The 23,257-nt window shown below is 42.3% G+C and carries 25 protein-coding genes; 18 read left to right on the top strand and 7 right to left on the bottom strand.

Features of this window, described 5'->3' with window-relative positions; translation table 11 throughout:
* Positions 1 to 391 precede the first annotated feature (391 nt).
* Positions 392 to 607 (bottom strand): hypothetical protein, encoded by a 216-nt coding sequence (locus J7I42_RS03060; protein ID WP_209137298.1) that lies wholly within the window; start codon positions 605 to 607, stop codon positions 392 to 394.
* 409 nt (positions 608 to 1,016) lie between these two features.
* Here J7I42_RS03060 and J7I42_RS03055 point away from each other — a divergent pair, with 409 nt between their 5' ends.
* From J7I42_RS03055 to J7I42_RS03035, 5 genes are all read left to right on the top strand, one after another.
* Entirely contained in the window at positions 1,017 to 2,723 is a 1,707-nt protein-coding gene (locus tag J7I42_RS03055) for a M23 family metallopeptidase (RefSeq protein ID WP_209137297.1), read from the top strand.
* A 14-nt stretch (positions 2,724 to 2,737) separates the two neighbouring features.
* On the top strand, positions 2,738 to 3,199 hold the full coding sequence (gene bcp / locus J7I42_RS03050; RefSeq protein ID WP_209137296.1) for a thioredoxin-dependent thiol peroxidase: 462 nt from the start codon (positions 2,738 to 2,740) through the stop codon (positions 3,197 to 3,199).
* An 85-nt stretch (positions 3,200 to 3,284) separates the two neighbouring features.
* Positions 3,285 to 3,533: a hypothetical protein gene (locus J7I42_RS03045; RefSeq protein ID WP_209137295.1), complete on the top strand. Its 249-nt coding sequence runs from the start codon at positions 3,285 to 3,287 to the stop codon at positions 3,531 to 3,533.
* 56 nt (positions 3,534 to 3,589) lie between these two features.
* Entirely contained in the window at positions 3,590 to 3,829 is a 240-nt protein-coding gene (locus J7I42_RS03040; RefSeq protein ID WP_209137294.1) for a hypothetical protein, read from the top strand.
* A 55-nt stretch (positions 3,830 to 3,884) separates the two neighbouring features.
* Positions 3,885 to 4,046 (top strand): hypothetical protein, encoded by a 162-nt coding sequence (locus J7I42_RS03035; protein WP_209137293.1) that lies wholly within the window; start codon positions 3,885 to 3,887, stop codon positions 4,044 to 4,046.
* 466 nt (positions 4,047 to 4,512) lie between these two features.
* Here the strand turns inward: J7I42_RS03035 and J7I42_RS03030 are convergent, their stop codons facing one another.
* Entirely contained in the window at positions 4,513 to 5,733 is a 1,221-nt protein-coding gene (locus J7I42_RS03030) for an ROK family protein (RefSeq protein ID WP_209137292.1), read from the bottom strand.
* Between the two features lie 642 nt (positions 5,734 to 6,375).
* On the opposite strand from J7I42_RS03030, the gene J7I42_RS03025 reads away from it, so the two are divergent.
* The 4 genes from J7I42_RS03025 to J7I42_RS03010 are packed head-to-tail and all read left to right on the top strand — an operon-like array spanning position 6,376 to position 8,692.
* A complete protein-coding gene (locus J7I42_RS03025) occupies positions 6,376 to 6,726 on the top strand; it encodes a hypothetical protein (protein WP_209137291.1) in 351 nt (116 codons plus the stop codon).
* Positions 6,727 to 6,740: 14 nt separating this feature from the next.
* Positions 6,741 to 7,178 carry an OB-fold protein gene (locus tag J7I42_RS03020; RefSeq protein ID WP_209137290.1) on the top strand — a complete coding sequence of 146 codons (438 nt, stop codon included), beginning with the start codon at positions 6,741 to 6,743 and terminating at the stop codon, positions 7,176 to 7,178.
* Between the two features lie 27 nt (positions 7,179 to 7,205).
* On the top strand, positions 7,206 to 7,772 hold the full coding sequence (locus tag J7I42_RS03015; RefSeq protein ID WP_209137289.1) for a YceI family protein: 567 nt from the start codon (positions 7,206 to 7,208) through the stop codon (positions 7,770 to 7,772).
* 32 nt (positions 7,773 to 7,804) lie between these two features.
* Positions 7,805 to 8,692, top strand: coding sequence for a DUF5777 family beta-barrel protein (locus tag J7I42_RS03010; protein WP_209137288.1), 888 nt, complete (start codon positions 7,805 to 7,807; stop codon positions 8,690 to 8,692).
* Positions 8,693 to 8,746: 54 nt separating this feature from the next.
* On the opposite strand, the gene J7I42_RS03005 is transcribed toward J7I42_RS03010, so the two are convergent.
* Positions 8,747 to 9,505 carry a biotin--[acetyl-CoA-carboxylase] ligase gene (locus J7I42_RS03005; RefSeq protein WP_209137287.1) on the bottom strand — a complete coding sequence of 253 codons (759 nt, stop codon included), beginning with the start codon at positions 9,503 to 9,505 and terminating at the stop codon, positions 8,747 to 8,749.
* 189 nt (positions 9,506 to 9,694) lie between these two features.
* On the opposite strand from J7I42_RS03005, the gene rsfS reads away from it, so the two are divergent.
* From rsfS to J7I42_RS02970, 7 genes are all read left to right on the top strand, one after another.
* A complete protein-coding gene (gene rsfS, locus J7I42_RS03000) occupies positions 9,695 to 10,096 on the top strand; it encodes a ribosome silencing factor (protein ID WP_236065386.1) in 402 nt (133 codons plus the stop codon).
* Between the two features lie 139 nt (positions 10,097 to 10,235).
* Positions 10,236 to 12,296, top strand: a complete 2,061-nt coding sequence (gene ftsH / locus J7I42_RS02995) for an ATP-dependent zinc metalloprotease FtsH (protein ID WP_209137286.1) — start codon at positions 10,236 to 10,238, stop codon at positions 12,294 to 12,296.
* An 8-nt stretch (positions 12,297 to 12,304) separates the two neighbouring features.
* Positions 12,305 to 12,940: a LutC/YkgG family protein gene (locus tag J7I42_RS02990; protein ID WP_209137285.1), complete on the top strand. Its 636-nt coding sequence runs from the start codon at positions 12,305 to 12,307 to the stop codon at positions 12,938 to 12,940.
* Positions 12,941 to 13,072: 132 nt separating this feature from the next.
* On the top strand, positions 13,073 to 13,498 hold the full coding sequence (locus J7I42_RS02985) for a gamma-glutamylcyclotransferase family protein (protein ID WP_209137284.1): 426 nt from the start codon (positions 13,073 to 13,075) through the stop codon (positions 13,496 to 13,498).
* A 32-nt stretch (positions 13,499 to 13,530) separates the two neighbouring features.
* Positions 13,531 to 14,310 carry a UDP-2,3-diacylglucosamine diphosphatase gene (locus J7I42_RS02980; RefSeq protein ID WP_209137283.1) on the top strand — a complete coding sequence of 260 codons (780 nt, stop codon included), beginning with the start codon at positions 13,531 to 13,533 and terminating at the stop codon, positions 14,308 to 14,310.
* Positions 14,310 to 15,125: a hypothetical protein gene (locus J7I42_RS02975; RefSeq protein ID WP_209137282.1), complete on the top strand. Its 816-nt coding sequence runs from the start codon at positions 14,310 to 14,312 to the stop codon at positions 15,123 to 15,125. Before J7I42_RS02980 ends, J7I42_RS02975 begins: the two co-directional genes overlap by 1 nt.
* Before the next feature lie 57 nt (positions 15,126 to 15,182).
* Positions 15,183 to 16,316, top strand: coding sequence for a mechanosensitive ion channel family protein (locus J7I42_RS02970; protein ID WP_209137281.1), 1,134 nt, complete (start codon positions 15,183 to 15,185; stop codon positions 16,314 to 16,316).
* 10 nt (positions 16,317 to 16,326) lie between these two features.
* Here the strand turns inward: J7I42_RS02970 and J7I42_RS02965 are convergent, their stop codons facing one another.
* Together J7I42_RS02965 and J7I42_RS02960 are read right to left on the bottom strand one after the other, a co-directional pair.
* A complete protein-coding gene (locus J7I42_RS02965) occupies positions 16,327 to 16,854 on the bottom strand; it encodes a hypothetical protein (RefSeq protein WP_209137280.1) in 528 nt (175 codons plus the stop codon).
* 103 nt (positions 16,855 to 16,957) lie between these two features.
* A complete protein-coding gene (locus J7I42_RS02960) occupies positions 16,958 to 17,533 on the bottom strand; it encodes a MerR family transcriptional regulator (RefSeq protein ID WP_236065385.1) in 576 nt (191 codons plus the stop codon).
* 277 nt (positions 17,534 to 17,810) lie between these two features.
* On the opposite strand from J7I42_RS02960, the gene gyrB reads away from it, so the two are divergent.
* Positions 17,811 to 19,790, top strand: a complete 1,980-nt coding sequence (gyrB, locus tag J7I42_RS02955; RefSeq protein ID WP_209137279.1) for a DNA topoisomerase (ATP-hydrolyzing) subunit B — start codon at positions 17,811 to 17,813, stop codon at positions 19,788 to 19,790.
* A 312-nt stretch (positions 19,791 to 20,102) separates the two neighbouring features.
* Positions 20,103 to 20,309, top strand: coding sequence for a hypothetical protein (locus J7I42_RS02950; protein WP_014221898.1), 207 nt, complete (start codon positions 20,103 to 20,105; stop codon positions 20,307 to 20,309).
* An 82-nt stretch (positions 20,310 to 20,391) separates the two neighbouring features.
* Here J7I42_RS02950 and J7I42_RS02945 read toward each other — a convergent pair whose 3' ends face one another.
* Both J7I42_RS02945 and J7I42_RS02940 read right to left on the bottom strand, forming a co-directional pair.
* On the bottom strand, positions 20,392 to 21,591 hold the full coding sequence (locus J7I42_RS02945) for a DUF1501 domain-containing protein (protein WP_209137278.1): 1,200 nt from the start codon (positions 21,589 to 21,591) through the stop codon (positions 20,392 to 20,394).
* A 60-nt stretch (positions 21,592 to 21,651) separates the two neighbouring features.
* On the bottom strand, positions 21,652 to 23,109 hold the full coding sequence (locus J7I42_RS02940; RefSeq protein ID WP_209137277.1) for a DUF1800 domain-containing protein: 1,458 nt from the start codon (positions 23,107 to 23,109) through the stop codon (positions 21,652 to 21,654).
* Positions 23,110 to 23,257: the final 148 nt, after the last annotated feature.

Raw genomic sequence — 23,257 nt, 5'->3', positions numbered from 1 at the left:
AGTAAAGAGCGATTTTTTTAATTAAACCTTGATTGAACCTTTATCGGCGCCTTTCCTGCACAATTTTTGGCCATATTGGCGGGATAAATTGCGCAAAAGTAAGGCAGCGAGAGGAATTTTGGTGATTAATTTTTGTCTGAACTGAGATTGGTGAAACGCATGGGATAAATGGGAAAGCGGAAAAGGAGATATTTAACTGGAATAGAGGAAATTCCATTTGAGTGCCGGGTTTTATCGATATCGCAGAAATCCCATAATCTCATTCATCCAATACATCCCATGAATCGAATCTTATAAATCCCCATGCATCCCATAAATCCCGGTTCTGACAATAAAAAAGCCTTTACCATCAGGCAAAGGCTTTGAATTGCTGGCTGAAATTTATTTTTAATCAGTTGTTGTGAAAAGCCGCTAATTCGATATCATCAAGAGCAACTCCACCACCCCGTACCAGTTTTTTCTGTTCGGCCATTTGACGTTTTTCATCAAAACGGCTTTTGATACGGAATACCCATTTTTGTTTAGCTTCATTTCCACGAAAGATACCTACTATCGTGCCAACCGACAGAGCCATTATTAGTATCATCCTATTCCTTAGCGTTTTCATAAACCGAGTTTGTAAAATTTCTAGACTATACTTGTTATTATTTAAGACAACATATATACGCCAAATGCTGTTCCAATGTTTATAAAAATCGTACCACTATGTGGGTATTTTTTAAAAATTAACAGTTGAAAAACCTACACCGTTCTGTTTTTATTTTATTCTGATTTAACTGTGCAGGTAACCCGCCTTAATGTTTTTTTAATATTGGGACTTTGTTCACGTGTTCACCTGAAAAAATGGGCATTTCAATAGCTGCAATGGACATTGGTTGGTGTACTTTTTGGTAAGGCTATATGGAAATTTTTGCCAAAGACGTTTCACCGGTTATTTCCAACCACTTAGTTTTGCAACCTTATAAACGCCGGCTTGCCGGTGTAAACAGTTTTTGATTAATCAAGTCAAAACACCCATGAGAATACTCACACTATTGTTATTATTGAACAGTTCGGCACTGGTTGCCCAAATATTTCCACCTGCCAGTTATCCGCAGGGGTATTTTCGCGACCCTCTTGAAATACCCATTCGCCTTGCCGGAAATTTTGGCGAATTAAGGCCCAATCATTATCACATGGGTTTTGATATAAAAACGAATACTCGTGAAAACCTGCCCGTGTATGCAGCTGCCGACGGTTATATTAGCCGCATCAAGATAGAACCCTATGGTTTTGGCCGGGCTATTTACATAACGCACCCAAATGGTTTTACTACGGTATATGCCCACTTAAATGCATTTAACCCCGCCCTGGAAAAATGGGTAAAAGACCAGCAATACCAACGACATTCGTGGAAGGTTTTTCTCGAATTAACCGCTGATATTTTCCCGGTAAAAAAAGGTGATTTTCTGGCCAATAGTGGAAATACTGGTGGGTCGCAGGCGCCACACCTGCATTTTGAGATCAGGCGTACAGACGGCGACGTGAATGTGAATCCCTTTTTGTTCGGATTTCCCATTGCTGATAACGTTCCGCCCCAACTGCAACGGCTGGCAATATACGACAGGACCCGCAGCGTATATGAGCAAACGCCCCGCCTGTATCCGGTAAAAGCCTATTCAGGTTCTACTTATTTAACCACGCCCTCGGTTATCACCGTTTCTTCACCCCTGATCAGTTTTGCCATAGGGGCTTACGATACTCAAACCGGCTCTACCAATCATAACGGTATTTATGAAGCTACCCTTAAGGTGGATGACCAACCAGTGGTTGCCTTTAGAATGGATAATATCAGTTATAACGATACCCGCGACCTGAATGCGCATATTGATTATAAGACCAAATCCCAGGGTGGGGCTTTTTTGCAACATTTATCTGAATTGCCCGGATATGTAAATGGTATTTATAAACGAAAGAGTGGAAATGGGGCTATTGATGTAAGTGACGGGGCGGTACATGTTATTTCCATACAGGTAAAGGATGCCAGTGGGAATCTCAGTACAATTGAAAGCAAAGTGCGGTTCGTCAAAGCCAATCAGGAACAACCGGCGTCGGCTGGCAAACTGTTCTACCCTCAAATGATGGATGGTTTTGAAGGGCCTGATTGTGAATTTTACCTTGGCGAACGCTGTTTATACGATTCGGTGCATATCCGGTATAATAAATCGGCCAACTCAAATGACCAGGTCGTGTCGGCTATACATACAATTGGGGCGGCGTATATCCCAATCCGGGACTCTGTGCTGGTTCGGATTCAGCCGTTGCGTACACTAACCGATGCAGAAAAGTCGCGCACAGTAATGCAATGGTTTGCCGGCACTAAAACAGAAGTTCAAAAAGTTCAGTGGCAGGGAAACTGGGCATCGGCCCGGTTCCGGGATCTGGGAAGTTTTCAACTGGTGCTTGATATTGAGCCCCCGGTAATAACACCGATTGGTTTTGTAAACGGATCAGACCTGAGTAAGGCCACCCGCCTGACTTTTAAAGTAACCGATAATTTAGAAGAGATAAAAAATGTGCGGACTGAACTGGATGGAAAATGGCTGCGGTTTACCAATGACAAGGGAGTGATCTTTATTTACCAATTTGACGAAATGTGTATGGCGGGCCAGCATGAGTTAAAGATCCGGGCTGAAGATGAAGCCGGGAATGTAACCGAGAAAACGTATAATTTTACGCGTTAATTTTCAGAATCAATATGATCACTCTTAAAGAAGGCGATAAAGCCCCGGCATTTAGCGGAAAGGACCAGAACGGCAAAAAAGTAACACTCAGTGAACTCAAGGGTAAAAAAGTAGTACTGTATTTTTACCCGGAGGATGATACACCCACCTGTACGGTACAGGCTTGTAACTTACGGGACAATTATGCCTTATTGAAGAAAAATGGCTTTGAAGTGATTGGCGTTAGTCCGAATGATGAAAAAAGCCATAAAAAGTTTGAGACCAAGTTCAACCTGCCGTTTACGTTACTGGCCGATCCTGATCATACTATAATAAATAAGTACGGGGTTTGGGGTGAAAAGCAAATGTTTGGTAATAAATATATGGGTGTTCAGCGCACCACGTTTGTGATCAATGAGAAGGGTGTTATTAGTAAGATGTTCCTCCGGCCCAAGAATAAGCAACATGCGGAAGAGATTGTAGCCGCGGATAAATAACTTGATCAATATCAATAAACTAAATAATAGAAAAGCTAATAATATTAGTATTAATGGTTACCTTTAGGGTAATCATTAGTACTTTATGCCTACTATTACAATTACCAAACTCTATGACCTGGTTTCGCTGAAACTGGGCAAGGAAACCGCCGAGAATTTGACTACCTTTATTGAGGAAAAAATCAAAGGCGAAGTGGATACAAAAACTTCCATACTTGCTACAAAAGAAGACCTGGCCCGGGAAAGAGCAGACATGATAAAATGGATGTTTATTTTCTGGGCGGGGCAGATGTTAGCCTCAATTAGCATCATAGTGTTATTCCTAAAAAAATAGTATCTAATCTAGGTGTTTATTCAGTTGGGGTTATTCACTAAAAAATCAAAGGCGAAGTGGATACAAAAACTTCCATACTTGCTACAAAAGAAGATGTGGCCGGTGAATTTGGGGTAATCAATGCAAAAATAGAAACATCCAAGGCGGAGCTTATAAAAGATGCGGCTAACAATAAGGCGGAACTTATAAAAGCCGCTGCTAACAATAGAGCAATATTGATAAAATGGATGTTTGTTTTTTGGATTAGTCAGCTGGCGGCCATGTTTGGATTTATATTATTATTCCTGAAGAAGTAGCCCCTACCCCCTAGAGGTTCAAACAGTTCCTTCTTTCACTAAAATCAAAGGCGAAGTGGATACAAAAACTTCCATACTTGCTACAAAAGAAGATGTGGCCCGTGCTGAATTTAAAATAGAAGCATCCAAGTCGGAATTAATTAAATGGATGTTTGTTTTTTGGATTGGTCAGCTGGCGGCCATGTTTGGTTTAATTCTGTTATTCCTGAAGAAATAGCGCCTACCCGTAGCGTTTCAAACAGTTCTGGCTATTTTTCCCGCCTGGTTGCCTGCATTTCCCAACCAAATACAGTCGACGCATAATGGAAGGCTAATTCCATATTTATTGCTTTGACGTTGCTTTCAAATACATTCTTAATAGTATAATTATTGAGGTGAGATTGCCTGTGAGTTCACTCAGGATCCCTGGCTGTTCTTCATACAACCTGTAGGTAATTAGTGGTTAGGCCGTACATGTCCCGTACCTATATAGGAACGGCATATGTACGGCTCATATACGGGATATGTACGGGATATGTACGGGATATCACTGAATTTCAGATGAATATAAACAGGCTCCGGAGTGCATCCGAAGGCCTATATAACACTGTGTTGGAGGGTAGTTTCCCTTTCGCGGAGTACAGAAGCATCCAAAGCGGAATTGCTCAGCTAGATGCGTTTTTGGTCAGGAGGGACAGGGCTTTTTACTTCTTCGCCAGCCTTTCGGGAGGGGCTGGGTCTTTTTTAAACTCGTTTTTTTCAAAGTTTTCCATTACCAGGGCAGCACTACCGGTAATCTCAGCCTGATAACCCAGTGAGGAAATTTCTATTTCGGTATTGGAGGCCAGCCGGGGGATACAATGTTCATTTAATGCCTGCTGAATGGGCGCTTGCCAGATCTTTCCTGCCGATGACCCACGACCACTTAAGATAACCAGTTCGGGGTTCAATAAATGGATCAGAATGGCCACGCCCCTACCTATATTATAGCCTGACTCAGATAATATTTCTACCGCAAATTTGTCCCCTTTACCTGCAGCCCTTATAATGTCCTGGAAGGCCTGATCAGCGTGTTCTACCGACAATTCATTCAACAGTGAGATTTTACCCTCTTTTAAACCTTTGTTGGCTTTTTCAATGACCACCAGCAGTGAGGTTTCGGTTTCCAGACAGCCGCTTTTGCCGCAACTACATAATTTATTATTCAGAAAAAGCGGAATATGGCTGAACTCACCAGCAAATCCGTTGTTGCCCCGGAAGAGGTCGCCATTCAGTATCATGCCTAAACCAACGCCCCAGCCAACGTTTATCACCATGGCATTTTTTTTACCCCGTGCAGACCCAAACATCAGTTCGGCCAGGGCTATCAGGCGGGAATCGTTGTCGATGTATACCGGCAATTTGATCTTTGATGAAATATACTGGGTAATGGTGCCTTGTTCTCTTTCAAGAAAGGTATAATTCATACCCCTGACTGAATCAACAAACCCCGGCATGCCTATGCCCACACCGGCAATACTGTTTTTTGAGATGCCCGACCGGGTTATAACCTCATCAATCTTTTCGGTAAGCGTTTCCAGGGCCTGTGGGTTCCTGAGTAAAGGAAGCTCGAACATTTCTGTGGCGGTCACCTGTTGATTCTGCATGTTCAAAATGGCAATACGGGTGATCAGCTGGTCCATGGCCACTGAAACTGTGTATAAAACATCGGGTTTAAGGGAATACATAACGGCACGGCGCCCACCAGTTGACGCTGCAAAACCGGTTTCTGTGACCCAGCCTTCTTCAATAAGGTTTACCAGCATTTTTGTAGTAACCGGCAAACTCTTATTGATCTTGTCGCTTAGGTCGGCGCATGAAAGCATATTAGAAAAATAAAGATGCTTTATGATCTTTTTTCTATACAGTTGATTCTTTTCCGTCATGTACTGTTGCTGAATCTTTTACCAAATTTACTGTTAAGTAGCTGAACTTTAAAGCAAATCACAAAAGGTTGATCACAGGTTAGTCCCAACCCTTTTTTACAAGATCGTTGTTTTAGCAGATTGACCGCTCAAGTGTGCCTGTTTTTTCTAAATCGATTACTTCTTTAACAGGTTTTAACGTCATATTTTAAAGGTGGTACTAACAGGTCATGGACCCGAATGTATATAACGGGGCAACTATAATAATTTCTTTATCGTATAATTCTTTGAAACCTCTTCCAGAAGGGGTATTCCTGCTCCCTGAGGCCTGGCAGGTATGAACCATTTATTGCCCTACATAAATATATATTGATTTATCAGCTGGTGAGGTGTAGTCGCGATTATACCCTAATTCAAACTTTGTAAGTAGGCCGGGTAACCGGCTTACTTGTATATGGGTTATTTTTTAGTTTTAGGGTTTGGTTACCCTGTCCTTTCCAAGGACAGGGTTTTTTATGATGTATGCTGAAGTTACCCCCGAAAATGAGTGAAAGGCAACCAAATGAAACGGTTGATCGTACAACTCCATAGAAATTGTATTGCGACATTCACTCATTGAAAAACAGATTCAGCTACCTAAACAGCTGGTTTAATTGTTATACTATGATAAAAAAAATTACGGGCGTTTTAGCAGGCGGTATGCTATTGTTTTATGGTTGTTATAACGATAAGGAAGAGATCTTATACGGTTCTGCAACCTGCGATGGTGTCTCTGCATCATTTGCGGCGGATGTAAATCCAATTATTCAATCCAGCTGTGCCAAACCCGATTGTCATGCGGCAGGGAGCACCAATGGTCCTGGCGCTCTTACAACATATACACAAATAAAAAATGCTGCTGTAAATATAAAATCGGCGGTTGTTTCCCGTTTTATGCCAGAAGACGGCTCTCTTACAGAAAGCCAAATTAAATCTATAAGTTGCTGGGTCGACGCAGGGGCCCTCAATAATTAAACTCACATTTCTTCATGAACAAAAAAAGGATAATCATTGGTGGTATATTATTAGTTATTGTGCTGGTGGCCGTTTATGGCTGGTACCAATATACCAGGACAGTTCAGGGTCTTACCAATGTACGTGCTGATTTTTCTGTAAATGCTACCGAGCTGATCAATGAATTTGTTAGCAGCGAGGACGCGGCTAACAAAAAATACCTGAATAAGATCTTAGCGGTAAAGGGAATGGTTAAAAATGTGGAAGCGGCACAATACACTATTGTGTTGGGCGACACCAGCGATATGTCGAGCGTACGTTGTGTGTTAGACAGCAGCGCCAACACCACTGCAGGGGCCTTACAAAAAGGCGCTTTAATAACCATTAAAGGGGCTATTACCGGATTTAATAAGGACGAAACCGGCCTGTTGGGTTCAGATGTTCAGTTAAACCGCTGCGTTATATCCAACTAAGCAATTGTTAAAACCAAAAAATTTATCATGAGTTTCTTAATAAAGAAAGGCATCATATCCTGCTGCTTTGTATTAATGATGGCATCATTAATGGCACAGGACAAATACTTCACCAAAAGCGGAAGCATTCAATTTTCATCGAAAGGAGTTATTGAAACCATAGAGGCCAGTCATCGCAGTGTTACCTGTGTACTTGATTCAAAAACCGGGGACATTCAGTTTGCTGTGCTCATGAAGGGCTTTGAATTCAGAAAAGCAATGATGCAGGAACATTTCAATGAAAACTACGTAGAAAGCGATAAATACCCCAAGTCAGAGTTTCGCGGTCAGATCGTTAACAACAGTGAAATAGACTATACAAAGGATGGTTCTTATACTGCCCACATAAAAGGGAAGCTAACCTTACATGGACAAACAAAGGATGTAGAGGCAGATGGTAAGATAACAGTGAAGGGTGGTAAGCTGCTTGCTGCTTCAAAGTTTAAAATTCTGATGTCTGATTATGACATTGACATTCCAGGTTCTGTTACGCAAAATATGTCGGATACGATAAACATTTCCGTAAACTGTACACTTGAATTATTGCAACAATAAACTGAACAAACCAAACTAAAAGACCAACCGATATGAATAAAATAACCTACATATTATTGACCGCCTGTTTGGTTATTATGGCGACCAATGCCATTCAGGCACAGGAACAGGACTTGTTAAGCATGGTCAAGGATTCTGCAAAAAAGGAATATGCTACTGGTGCGTTCAAATCATCACGCGTTATCAATGGCCAGTCTATGGAAATGTTAGGCAAAGGAGTATTGGATGTACGCATTCTGCACCGCTTTGGTCTTATTAGTGACGGGGCTAAACAGTTTTTTGGTTTAGACCAGGCAACTATGCGGTTGGGTTTTGATTATGGAATAACCGATAACCTGTCTGTGGGCGTAGGTAGAAGCACTTTGAATAAAGAGCTGGATGGTTTTTTAAAATTCCGGCCTCTCCGCCAGGGGATAGGTGGTGGTTCTCCGGTTGCTGTAGTATTGGTAACAGGTCTTACGGTTCAAACCATGCCATGGGCTGATACCGCTCGCAAAAACTATTTTTCTTCCCGGGTAGCATATTACTATCAAATAATCATCGGCCGCAAATTCAGCAAAGCGTTCAGTTTGCAAGTGAGCCCTATAATGGTTCACCGAAACCTGGTTGCCAAGGCTGATCAGGATAACAATACCTTGGCTTTAGGCATTGGAGGCCGGTTGAAGTTATCAAAACGTACTGCGTTTGTTGTAGATTATCACCCCATACTGGCAGGACGTGAGCCAGGGACCAAGAACCCCTTATCAATGGGGTTTGATATAGAGACTGGTGGGCACGTATTTCAGCTACATTTTAGCAACAGTATCGGGATGAATGAAAAAGCCTTCTTAACCGGCACTACAGATGATTTCTGGAAAGGTGATATCCGGTTCGGCTTTAATCTTTCACGTGTATTTCAGGTAGCAAAGAAGAAACGATAAAGTTTTATTACCAGTGATCAATAAATAAAGCTTCCTGACATCCTCGGGAGGCTTTTATTTTATAACAAGTTCTACCTCGCCAAAATCAAACGCCCGTTCCATCACGTCTTTGGTAAGCAGCTGGCCGCTGTCAGAAACGCCCGTAATGGTTGTTTCAAATAAAACTGCGCCTTTCTTCAGGGTTACGGGTTGATGTAGTTTATATAAAACCTGTTGATATTCCTCCATGATGGTTTCAATGCCGCCTGAATGTAACTGACGGTACCGGTTCTCCAACGCCTGGCAGAGTTCCTGACCCAGGGCAGCAGCATCAAACTCTTTACCGGTGATCTGTTTTAATGAAACCGGATTAGGTAAACTGGGGTCAAAAACAACCTGGTTAACATTTATACCAATACCAACCACAGCATATAACCAGTCGGTGCCACGAAAAATGTTTTCAATTAGAATTCCCCCTGCCTTTCTGTCACGCCAATACACATCATTTGGCCATTTTATAGCCGTTTCATCCCCGGCATGTTTTTTATAAAAGTCATAACAAGCGAGGGCTACTGTAGCAGATAGCCAAAACTGGCGTGAGGGTAATAAGGCAGGTTTAACAACAGCACTAAGCATGATATTCTGATTAGGGGTTGTTAACCAGCTTTTTCCACGTTGTCCTTTGCCGGCTGTTTGCTCCATGGCAAACCAGGTTGTGCCATGACTTGCCAATCCGGCTTGTATTTGCCGCATGGCATAGTTGTTGGTGCTATCTATGGTTGATAATATGATATAAGGATGACCAATGGGGGCGTCTTTACCAGGATGTGACAAAAGATTATTATTTTTGGGATGCGCGAAATTAGGAATTAGCCCTGAGCGTTTAAGAAGAAATGCGGTGAAGAGCGAATTTATTCGTATTTTAATTACCCGTAGTCATTCCCCAGGTCAGGGAAGGAATGAGTCTGAATACAGAGCTCCTCACTACCAGAAAAACACATTGATCATTAAAATACAGGATTATTGGAACAAGTTTCATTGTTAGCTACCCGTCGTAAGCGAAATAGTGTAGCCCGGTTAACAAAAAATTCAAAGATTTTTAAAGCAATCATTCACGCCATAAAGGAAAAGAAGGGAGAGAATATTGTGTCATTGGACCTGCGTAAGATCCCTGAAGCTGTTGCCGACTTTTTTATTATTTGTGAAGCCAGCAGTACCACTCAGGTAAAGGCTATTGCTGACTTTGTACAGGAGCATGTTAGAGCAACAGTAGAAGAAACTCCTTTCCATAGCGAAGGGCAGCAGGCAGCTCACTGGATATTAATCGATTATGTTAACGTTGTTGTGCATATAATGCAGCCTGAAACCCGCAAATTTTACAAGCTGGAAGAAATGTGGAACGATGCTGAAGGTGAAGAATATTAAAGCTCGCCTGCAAAATTTAATGTTAAAATGCGGGTTTATGCGAAATAATGATTAACTAACAGCTTTTTAGGCGAACAATTTAGCGTCGTCGATCATTAATTATTTTATCTAGAAAACCAAGGACAAGCAACAATATAATATGTCACAAGACGAGTCAAGACAGAACGACCGCAATTTCCCTCGCTTACGGCCCCGTGATGACGGTGGGCAGCGAAAAGGTCCAAAATTCAATATTTACTGGGTTTGGGCAATCATATTCGCAGTTTTAGTAGGCTTTCAATTATTTGGTTCCTTTGCTCCAGACGCCAAAACCATTACCGACCTCGAATTTTACAAAATGTTGGATAATGGGGATGTAGAGAAGCTTAATACAGTTACTAATAAAAATACGGTTCGGGTTTTTATTAAGAAAGACAAATTAGAGAAGTACAAAGGTGAGCTTTCAAAAAATAACTGGACCAGCGTTGGTGATAAAGGCCCGCATTTCGAATTCAAGGTCATTAAAGCCGATGATTTCAACAAAGAACTAAACGCTTACTTCGATAAACATCCTGAGCTTACCCGGGTTGCCAATATACCCATTCAGGAAGGCGAGTGGTTTGGTTCTATCATTCAATTCTTGTTACCCCTTGTAGTGATCGTACTTATTTGGGTAATGCTAATGCGAAAAATGGGTGGTGGTGCATCCGGCGGCAGTGGCCCCGGTGGCATCTTTAACATTGGTAAATCAAGAGCTACCCTGTTTGATAAAGGCACTAAAGTAAACATCACCTTTGCCGATGTGGCCGGTCTCGATGAAGCCAAGGTAGAGGTAATGGAGATCGTAGACTTTTTAAAGAATCCCAAGAAATATACTTCACTCGGTGGTAAAATACCAAAAGGCGCCTTACTGGTAGGTCCTCCCGGAACCGGTAAGACCCTCCTGGCAAAGGCCATGGCAGGTGAAGCACAGGTTCCTTTCTTCAGCATGAGTGGTAGTGATTTTGTGGAACTGTTTGTTGGGGTAGGCGCCAGCCGTGTTCGTGACCTGTTTAAGCAAGCCCGTGAAAAAGCCCCCTGTATCATTTTCATCGATGAAATTGATGCCATTGGCCGGGCACGTGGTAAGAACGCGATCATGAGTAACGACGAGCGTGAAAGCACCCTGAACCAGTTACTGGTTGAAATGGATGGCTTTAGCGGAGAAAGCGGAATCATCGTTCTGGCTGCTACCAACCGCCCCGATGTACTGGATAGCGCGTTACTTCGTCCAGGCCGTTTCGATCGCCAGATCTCTATTGACAAACCCGATCTGAAAGGCCGCGAGCACATTTTTAAAGTGCACCTGAAGCCGATCAAGCTCTCTGAAAAAGTTGATATTCATAAACTGGCTGAACAAACACCAGGTTTTGCCGGCGCCGATATAGCCAACGTTTGTAACGAAGCCGCCCTGATTGCCGCCCGTAAAGGAAAGCAGTCCGTTGAAATGGATGATTTTCAGGATGCCGTTGACCGCGTAATCGGTGGTTTGGAAAAGAAGAACAAGATCATTTCCCCCGACGAAAAACGCATTATTGCATACCATGAAGCTGGCCACGCTATCTGCGGCTGGTTCCTGGAGCATGCGTACCCATTACTGAAAGTGACCATTGTACCAAGAGGCGTTGCCGCACTGGGATATGCACAGTATACACCCAAAGAACAATACCTGTACAATACTGATCAGTTAATGGACCAGGTATGTATGACATTGGGTGGCCGGGCCAGCGAAGACATTTTCTTCGGCAAGATCTCAACTGGTGCTCAGAATGACCTGCAACAGATCACCCGAATAGCTTATTCGATGGTTACTGTATATGGTATGAATGAAAAAGTGGGCAATGTAAGTTTTTACGATCCTGCCCAGGAGAATTCATTCACCAAACCATACTCTGAAGAAACTTCGAAGCTGATAGATGAAGAGGTGCGTAAGCTGATAGAAGAGGCGTATGAAAAAACAAAACAATTACTTACCGAGAAAAAGATACAGGTTGAAAAACTGGCCGAAGCTTTACTCGAAAAAGAAGTTTTGTTCCAAAGCGATGTAGAAGCATTGATTGGCAAGCGACCTTTTACAGATAAGAAAACGCTGGATGTAGACGGCGAAGGCCATGCCGAAGGCGCCATCAGCGAAGGTGTTCCGCCTTACGACAGCAATGTTACCAATCACCCTGCTACATAATAGCTATTATGAACGTTTCTTCAGCGAAGGAAAATATTTTAAAAAAGATAAGGAAGGCGTTGACTAGTTCAACGCCTCTCCCTTTTCCACAAAGTGAAGGTACCAGTTCCGTTTATCATCCATCTCAACAAGACCTGGGTTTAGAATTTGCCGAGCGCTTCACCAAACTCCAGGGCAAATTTGTTTTTTGCGAAAACTATAAAGAACTGGCTACTAAGCTTAACCAGGTGGTTGCCACTAACAAATGGGATAAAGTCTTTTGTAAAGAAGAAGGTTTACGGAAAGCTCTCGCAGATAATCAGTTCAACAACTATTCTCACAACGATCTGGCTTCGTGCGATACTGCTATCACAACCTGTGAATGGCTGGTAGCTCGTACCGGTAGTATTGTTATGTCGGCCGCCCAGGAAAGTGGCCGTACGGTTAGTGTATATGCGCCTGTGCACATTTGCATTGCCCATACCAGTCAACTGGTGTATGATGTTAAAGATGCATTGGCGAATGCCAGGAAGAAATACTCCGGTAATCTTCCTTCATTGATCACATTTGCGACAGGCCCCAGCCGCACAGCTGATATTGAAAAAACGCTGGTAGTAGGGATACATGGTCCAAAAGAAGTATACGTATTTCTGGTTGATCTATAAAAACGGCAATCGGCAATTCCCGACAAGTCGGGACAGGCCGTCAATCGGCATTGGATGTTGACGGCGCAAGCTCAGTCATTATACCCGGAACTCTCGAGCTATTCACGATTGACGATTCACGAAATTTCACTCATGCAATCAAATATTTACCGGCTATTTGTATACGGATCACTGCGTAGTGGGTTCCATAACTCAGTGTATTCCTATATAAGTCGGTATTTTATTTTCGATGGAATAGGATCGGTGCCGGGCCAGTTGTTCGATATGGGTGAATATCCCGCTGCTATTCCCTGCACAGAAGATCGTTTAATTACAGGGGAACTATACCACATTGCCCAAAAAGAAGATTTTGACTGGGTAATGGAGCAGCTCGATGATTATGAAGGATTATTGGTTGAACCCGGTGGCATACCGCTATTTAGAAGGGAACCTGTAAATGTGTTATTCAAAAATTCAACCGTAATTGCCTGGATGTATTGGTACAACAGATCGATCACTGATGAACATAGGATTGACTCGGGCGATTATGTGGCATATAAAATGGGAATAGGTAAGTAGGGGACCAGTAAAGGAGTTACACGATGACTAAAATGAACGCTGACAAAAAAATATACTTTTTATCCGACTTCCATTTGGGTTCTCCGGACCATGCAGCAAGCCTGGTGCGGGAAAAGCGAATTGTTGAGTTTTTAGAAGAGATTCGAAAAGACGCAGCTGTTATTTTTATTGTTGGTGATATGTTCGATTTCTGGTACGAATACCGTACCGTAGTGCCGCGTGGTTATGTGCGCTTACTGGGGAAACTTGCTGAAATAACCGACGCTGGTATTCCTGTACATTTCTTTGTAGGCAATCACGATATGTGGATGAAAGATTATTTTCAAAAAGAGCTGAATATTCCCGTATACTTTGAGCCCCGGGCTTTTGAGTTTAATAATAAAAAATTTTGGGTAGGGCATGGCGATGGACTGGGTCCCGGCGATCATGGATACAAGATGATGAAAAAGATCTTCCGTAACCCAATATGCCAATGGCTTTTTGGTATTCTGCCACCATATATTGGAATGGGGCTGGCCAATTACCTAAGCCGTAGAAGCCGCCATGTAACTGGCTCGGCTGATGATAAGTTTTATGGGGAAGAAGGAGAGTGGCTGATCACTTATTGTAAGGAAATGCTGAATAAACAGCATTACGATTACCTGGTGTTCGGGCACCGGCATCTGCCCATTGATTTTCCTTTAAAAGGTGGCAGCCGGTATATTAACCTGGGCGACTGGATCAGGTATTATACCTATGCGGTTTTTGATGGAGAGCAATTAAAACTTACTACCCGGTACCCTGAACTGGAAAACAAAATCATTCGCTATTAGTGGTTCGCATACTGATCATATTATCTTTTTTACTGTATTGCTGCCAAACAGCCTGCGCGCAAACAGCCGATACCACTTTTATATTTAATAAACTGGCCGGCCAGCAGGTAACTGATTTTACAGTTGATAACCTGGGCAATCTGTATATCCTGAATAATACAGGACAAATAAAGAAGATGGGCCCCGGGGGTGATTCCATTGCCGTATTTAACAATGTGCGGCAATATGGAAAATTGTATTTGATGGATGTTACCAATCCATTACGGGTATTGTTGTACTTCCGTGATTTTGGTACCATCGTTGTGTTGGACCGGTTTTTGAACACCCGGGCAACAATAGATCTTAGAAGGCAGCAGTTGTTTCAGGTAAATGCCATAGGCCAATCATACGATAACAATATTTGGGTGTATGACGAACTGGAGAGCAAATTGAAACGAGTGGGTGAAGATGGCCGGGTGCTTGACCAAACCACCGACTTCAGAATGATAGTAGATACAGCGCCCTCCCCTCAATTTATTGTTGACCAGAACAGGTTGGTTTACCTATACGATTCAATGAAGGGTGTTTATATGTTCGATTATTACGGCGCCTTTAAAAACCGGATCCAACTAAAGGGTTGGACGGACTTTACCGTAATTGGCAATGCCATGTATGGCCGGGATGCCAATATGTTGTATCGGTATGAATCCGGTACGCTGAATTTGCAAAACTACCCCATTCCTGTAGCTATGCGGGATGCACAAAAAATAAAGATCACGCCCGGAAATTTATATGTGTTGCGTAATAACCGCCTGGAGGTGTTTTCTTATCACTGATTGTTTCAAGAGATAATAACTATTTTATAGACCAACAGCTTTTTAAAGTTAATAACTTTGAAAAAGTTTAAAGCCACTGAATATTTTAGAATGGGAGCGTTTTTAAATACGGTTTTTCTTGATAATCCTATTAAAAGCTATCTGATCGTAGCTTGTTCTTTATCGCTGATATTTTTATTCAAAAGATTATTGTCACGCTATCTGGCAGGGGTTTTATTTGCCGTAGTAAAGCGCATGGTCCGTGGTGTAGATAAGCCATCATTTATAAAACTCGTAGTATCACCGCTGGAAGTTTTCATGCTCGTGTTGCTGAGCTTAATTGCATTTAATAAACTTAACTTTCCGACACTTCTGAATGTAGATATTTACAAGTTCAGCGTGCGGCAGTTTATTGATTCCATTGCTACAATTGTATTGATCATTGTATTTATATGGTTATTGCTGCGGATCATGGACTTTGTTGCAATGATCCTGCATCACCGGGCAGATCAAACTGCAGATGCTACCGACAATCAGCTGGTTGTTTTTTTCAAGGATTTCTTTAAGGTGGTATTGGTGATCTTTGGCATTTTACTGATCCTGAAATTTGCCTTTCACTATAACATCAGCAACCTGCTTACCGGACTTAGCATTGCTACAGCAGCCATTGCGTTATCTACACGGGAAAGCCTGGAAAACCTGATCGCTTCCTTTATCATCTTTTTCGACAGGCCATTTACCATGGGAGACCAGGTAAAGGTGCATGACATAACCGGTACAGTAGAACGTATCGGGTTACGTAGTACCCGAATAAGGACCGATCAAAAAACATATGTGTCAGTCCCCAATAAACAAATGGTGGATAGCATACTCGATAACTTGTCATTACGTACGCAACGAAGGGCCTTTGTACAATTAAAGCTGCATGCCGACACGTCGCACGATGCAGTGAACCAGTTTATTTTACGGGTTAAAAACTATTTAACCCAACGAAAAGACAAGGTGGAAAACCATACTGTATTCCTCGCTGATATAGTGGAAAATGCTTACATTATTAATGTTGAGTTTTTTGCTGCGCCTATACCTGTAGCTGATTTTAATGAACTGCGCCAGCAGGTAAATCTCTCGCTGATAAACCTCATGGGAGAAATGAATATCAAACTGGCTACCAGGGAGGAGGGCAGCAGGTTAGAACCCAAACAGGTGGTATAGTTGAATTGAACTATAAACGCATTAATGTAAACTTGCTTTGTTTATAACCCGGATCTTCAGAAGGGATTTCAATTGTCATTTGATTGGTTTGTAAAGAGTGCAATTTTAATGACATGGTGCGGTAGGCTTTGGAAAGGCCGTCGAAACTGGTTAATACAATGGCAGTGTTGCTGGGACTCAATGCGTAAGTTCCTTTGAACTGGGGACTGCTTTCATTGCTTCCACTCCATAAAAATGATTTGTCTTTATTAAAGACCAGTTTAAATCGGATGGCCTGGGCTGAAGATAATACCTTTCTTAGTTCCTGTCTTATACGAATACTGTCGGCTTTGAGAATACCGGGCAGTTTATTTTTTTGCTTATAGTTTTCAACCATATACCGAAGGCTGGCAAGGGTATCCTGGAAATCGAGCAAACGATCGGTGGTTTCCCAACGAACTACATACCAGATACCAGATAATGAAGGTTCAGTCGCGGTTTGTGCATGCGCGTGGTACTGAGAAATCAGGGCAAGAGCTATAATCAGGTATTTCCACATAGAAGGCAGTATTGTTACATGAAATTTACTGATTTTTCATTACGTGCAACAAAAACTTTTATCCTCAGGCATTGAGTATTAATTACATAAATAAGTTTTTGAACTACAATGCGGCTTTTATTTCAAGTAGAAATCCTTTCAATGATTGCAGGGATTGAATCATTTCAAAATGTTCCTTCGCTTTGGAGTTTTTCTTCAGGAAATCCTTTGCTCCTTCAATGGTGAGTTTGCGGCGGCGCAGCAGATCATAGATCAGTTCCAGGTTCTTGATATCAATTGGTCTGAAATGGCGGTCACCTTTCCGGTTTTTCCGGGGTTGAATAATGTCGAATTCATTCTCCCAAAAACGCAATAATGACTGGTTCACGCCAAACATTTCGGCTACTTCTCCAATTGAATAATACTGACGTTGGAAAAGGGTTTCATCATCAGGAATGTTTACCAGGTCGGCCTCGGCATCGAGGGCTTTGAGCGATTTACGGCCCCGGGTCGACTTTTTAACCGGCGTTGTGACAGATTCTGCCACGCTGGTTTCCCCCTCCATTTCCGGGGTTTTAGTCGGCTCTGGCTCCATTTTTAATGACTTTACCCGAATCCCCACAGAGGCTTCATTTTCCTGTTCTGCGGGCACTTCACTGCTGAATTCAAAAGTAATTTGGGAGTAGTTACGGTTGTCCATAATCCAATTGATAACCTGGTAAAATTGTATAAGCTATCAAATATCGTGCAGTAAAGATACACTGGCAAAAAACGGCTTATCAGGAGAACTTATCAACTATTGTTAAATAATGTGGAAAACCTGGGCTTTTATCCCTTAAAACACAGGCTGTTGGCGGATTTCAGGCTTGTAAAAAAGTTCATAAAAAGGGGGCTTAAATGAGGTTAAACCCTTTTATTTTCAGTAAATTTGCAGGATTAATTTTTTATAAACTTCTTTGAGTATTCCACACGAATCTATGGCTACAGAAACTACGGAAATTCCTATTAATGCCAATAACGGTTACGGAGCAGATAGCATTCAGGTTTTAGAAGGTTTAGAAGCAGTACGCAAGCGTCCTGCGATGTACATTGGTGACATTGGTGAGAAAGGTCTCCATCACCTGGTGTATGAGGTAGTAGATAACTCTATCGATGAAGCACTGGCCGGCTATTGTAAAAATATTGTGGTTACCATACACGAGGATAATTCTGTTTCGGTAGATGATGATGGCCGGGGTATTCCTACCGGCATCAACAGCAAGGAGAAAAAGAGTGCCCTTGAAATGGTAATGACGATCCTCCACGCGGGAGGTAAATTCGATAAAAATACCTATAAGGTATCTGGCGGTTTGCACGGGGTGGGGGTGAGTTGCGTAAATGCACTCAGTTCCAAACTGCATGTTACCGTACAACGTGAAGACAAGATCTTCGAACAGGAATATCGCATTGGGGTACCTCAATACGAGGTGCGCGAAATAGGCGCCAGCTCCAAAACCGGTACGCTGGTCCACTTCTGGCCCGATACTACTATTTTCACTGTCAATGTATATAAAAAGGATATCCTGGAAGGCCGTTTGCGTGAGCTGGCTTACCTGAACCGGGGTATTCGCATCACCCTGATCGATCTTCGTGAGAAGGACGATAACGGCGAAAGTTATTCCAAGACATTTTACAGCGAAGGTGGTATTATCGAGTTTGTTGAAATGCTGGATAAAAATGCCGGTCGTAGCACCTTGTTACCCAACATTATCAACGTTGAAGGAAGAGATGAAGAAACAAATGTTGCGGTGGAAGTGGCATTGACCTATAACGACAGTTACAGCGAGCATATTTATTCATATGTAAACAACATTAACACCATTGAAGGTGGTACACACGTTACCGGTTTCCGCCGGGCATTAACCCGTGTGTTCAAAAGCTATGGTGATCGCCAGAACCTGTTTGAAAAAGCGAAGGTGGAAATTGAAGGCGATGACTTCCGTGAAGGATTAAGCGCTATCATTTCTGTAAAAGTTCCCGAGCCGCAGTTTGAAGGACAAACAAAAACAAAACTCGGTAACAGTGAAGTAAGTGGCGTGGTTGATTCAACCGTTTCAAAAGTACTGGAAGCATACCTGGAAGAAAACCCCAAGGAAGCTAAAAACATTATTGCCAAAGTTATTCTGGCTGCACAGGCCAGAGCCGCTGCCCGTAAAGCGCGGGAACTGGTGCAACGTAAATCGGTATTGACCGGTGGCGGCCTGCCCGGTAAACTGGCAGATTGCAGTGATCGGAATCCTGAGCGTTGCGAGCTATTCCTGGTTGAGGGTGACTCGGCTGGTGGTACTGCAAAACAAGGCCGTGAACGTGCCTTCCAGGCCATTTTACCACTGCGTGGTAAGATCCTGAACGTGGAGAAAGCCATGGAGCATAAGATCTACGAGAATGAGGAAATTCGAAATATGTATACAGCATTGGGGGTAACAGTTGGTACACCTGAAGATCCCAAAGCGCTGAATCTGGCAAAACTTCGTTATCACAAACTCATCATTATGACCGATGCCGATGTGGATGGAAGTCACATTGCCACATTGATCCTTACTTTCATTTATCGGTATATGAAAGAAATGGTTGAGCAAGGTTATGTATACATTGCACAACCACCATTATACCTGGTTAAAAAAGGTAAAGAGTCGGCATACGCATGGAATGAAGAACAACGCAAAGCGCTGGTTGAAAAACTGGGCGGTGGCAAAGAAGAAAGCGTAGGCATTCAACGATACAAAGGTTTGGGTGAAATGAATGCGGAACAATTGTGGGAAACTACCATGAATCCCGATTCCCGCACGTTGAAAAGAGTTACCATCGAAAGCGCCGCTGAAGCAGATCGCATCTTTAGTATGCTGATGGGTGATGAGGTAGCGCCTCGTCGTGAATTCATCGAAAGCCATGCTAAATATGCACGCCTGGATGTATAATTAGTTAATGAGATAATTAGATATTGTGCTAATGAAATACAATAGTATTCATTAGCACTTTTTTTTATAGCACATTCTCAGATAAGTATATTAGCATATTGACTATACCGTTAGTAAGTTCACTATATCTGTTTGGCGATTTTTACTTGCTGTATTACAATTAATGTTGCTATTACATATTCTAAATCAATGCAAAAGGAGGGGTATATAAAAAAGCCGTATATTTAAACCCTGTTTTAATGTTCTGGCTAAGATTTTGTAAGTCTAGATGTCAACTTTTTTATTATACTAACCACGTAAATGAACCAAATTATGTCTGAGATTACACTCACTGCATACAACGTAAAAACAAAAGAGAAAGGTGTTCCTATTCAGGATGCGGTAATTACAAAAACTGCAAAAGGTGCTTATATGGCTCAGGGACACGATGGTAAAGGAAATAAATTAACCACCTTATTGGGTGAAGCAAAGGCTTTGGAAGCTATTAAAGCCGGTATTGCCAAACAAGGCTGGGAGTAAAAATTATTGAATCAGTCAGGATAAATGTAAGTCAAATGAGCCCATTAATAATATGACTCATTTGACTTATATGACTGATCAACTAAATAAAGTTTAAAAATTCATACTGGCTGCCTAATATCTTTTTATCATCTGCCTGCAGCCATTTATTCAGGATTGTTGCGTATACATTTTTGAAATCTACTTTGTATTTAAGATCGCCTTCCTGCAGATCTGCCAGATCGGGCATTGCATTTAATACTCCTTTTTGCTGCAACCCTCCACTTATCAGGAACATGTTATTAGCGGTACCATGATCGGTTCCACCACTTGCATTTTGTGATACCCGGCGTCCAAATTCGGAAAAGGTCATCAGCATTACATCCTGAAAACGGTTATTGCTTTTTAGGTCTTTTACAAAAGCAGCAATGGCATCATTCATCTCCGTGAATAATCTTTTTTGCTGACCTTCCTGTCCCACGTGGGTATCAAAACTTCCCAGTGATAAATAATATACTTTGGTATTGATATCAGAGAAAATAAGACTGGCAATTGTTTTCAGGCTATTTCCCATATCTGTTTTCGGATATACTGTATTGCTGGGGTGAAGACGGCTTTGCTTGAAAATATAATCGGCACTGCTTACCGTTTCGGCCATTGTTTTGTATAAATAGTCAACCGGTTTTTCCTCGCCATCAACTGTATGACTGGCAGCTACTTCTTTAAAATATTTTTCATTCGATGTAGCAAATAACCGGCGTGGGTCTTTCATAGCCAATCCTTTCACATGTTCACCTTTCATGGCAAGACTTAATACATCATCTATTTCCAGGGCCTGGGTAGGTTTGTCGCAACCAGTACACTGTGCATCGAGATAGCGACCTAACCAGCCAGTATATACATATTCATTACTATTGCTGGCGCTGTGCCAGATGTCCATACTTCTGAAGTGCGATCGGTCGGGGTTGGGATAACCTACGCTGTTTAAGATACCCAGACTACCGTCGTTGTACAGGTCTTTAAAACCGGTTAAGGCGGGGTGCAGACCTACTTCATCTGTTACCAGTAAAGCCTGTTCTTTAGTAATGCCCAAACGAGGGCGTGATTTATAATAAATGTCGTTACGTACAGGTATAACAGTGTTTAAACCATCATTGCCGCCACTTAATTGTAACACCACCACTACCTTGTTCCCTTGTGGGACCAGGGCAGGTTTTTCAAATGCTTTTAAAAATTTAGGCAGCATCAAAGATGCGGTAGCCAGTGAACCTATTTGTAAAAAGTCTTTACGTTTTATAAGCATATAATAAGTTCTTGAGTTATTTTGTTATTGAGTTTGTTAGTTATTATGCGATCAAATAACTTAACATAGCTGATATTCCGGAGTACTCATTAATTGAATAGTTGTACTCTTTATGTAGTTTTCCCGGCTTGATGCATCAATGTACTTGTTTAATATTTTTTCATCAAGGGGAGCAACACCTTGTATAAGGATCCCGGAGATAGCTGTCAATAATTTTTCCCGCGGAACTTTTTCAAACTTACTCAGATAGGTATCCCAATCTACTGCTGCTGAAATAACCTGTCCTCCTTTTTTGCCCATTTTCCCCATACCTTTTCCAGCCATATCTTTCATGCCCATCATTTGGTCATCATCGTCTTTGGGAGTGAGGGCTACTTCATCATTGTCATAGATCAATTGCGGAATGCGCAGACGGAACATCAGGGATGAACTGTCGATCCAGTTTTTACCACCGGGCCATCCGGCTACGTTGGGCGGGTAAAACAATGTTTGACCCAGTAGTCGTTGCAATAATAATTGTACCTGTTCATTTTCCAACTTCATAGGGAGGGCACGGCGAATGCCAACGATCAGTTCAACCGGCGATTTAATACGGCAGCCAATGTTTTTGGCATCGTAGAACCAATCGCTGGTAAAAATGTCTTTCATTAATTCTTTAATATCGTAGCTGCTATTGTAAAAGCGATCAGCTAACCACGTTATATGAGCCTCATCAGGCACATCGTTCACGAAATAGCGGTATATTTTTCGGGTAATATAGGTAGCGGTTTGTTTGTGTTCCAGCAGAATGTTCAATACTTCGTCACCAGTAAAGTTGCCGGTTTTACCTAACACGGTTTTTTGCCCATCGTCGTGCTGAAACTTTCTGAAGGCAAATTCACCGCTTATGTTAGCCCCCCAGCCGGTGAAGGCCCGGGCTGCTTCCTTAATATCGTTCTCGGTATAGTTTCCCCGTCCCATAGTGAACAACTCCATCACTTCACGGGCAAAGTTTTCGTTGGGGTGGCCTTTTTTGTTTTGATTGTTGTTGAGGAAATTGATCATGGATGCGCTCTTGCTTACTTCGCGCAATAGATCACCAAAATTGCCCAGGGCGTTCTCACGAATGGTCTGCAGCAGTTGTTGTTGGTAAAGGATATTAATATTACGGCTGGCAAAATGCCCATGCCAGAACAGGGCCATTTTTTCACGCAACTGTTGATCACTGTTCACCATCTGGTTCAGCCAGGTGATGTTTAGATTTTTAATGTCTTCGCGTGACTGCTGCCGGATCTTTTTCCTTTGGTTATCGTCCTGATTTTGTTTTTGTTTACCCGCTTCCGCAATTCCCATAACCAACCCTTTAAGGGCATTGTCGGCCACGTCGATCATTTCGGGACTTTTGGCAGATGCTTTGAACAGGGAATTAATGTAGGATTTGTTGGTGGCGGTTGCCAGTTGCAGGTATTCTTCAGCCATTGGGCCAAAGCCGGCACGCCATAGCAGGTGTTGATTTTTCAACTGGGGTGTTACAATCATTACGGGACGATTTGCCCTGTGACCGCCCCATTTGTTAAAAGTTTAACGAATTCTTTTAAATTAATATGAGCTTGATAAGATGTTGAACGCCAATCTGGTTAAATGCGGCTTTTTGCAGGTGTAAATAAAAAGGGCCCGCTATTAAGCG

This window comes from Niastella soli, from assembly GCF_017742245.1.
Lineage (GTDB): Bacteria > Bacteroidota > Bacteroidia > Chitinophagales > Chitinophagaceae > Niastella > Niastella soli.
This window is presented reverse-complemented; position numbering and strand designations above follow the sequence as displayed.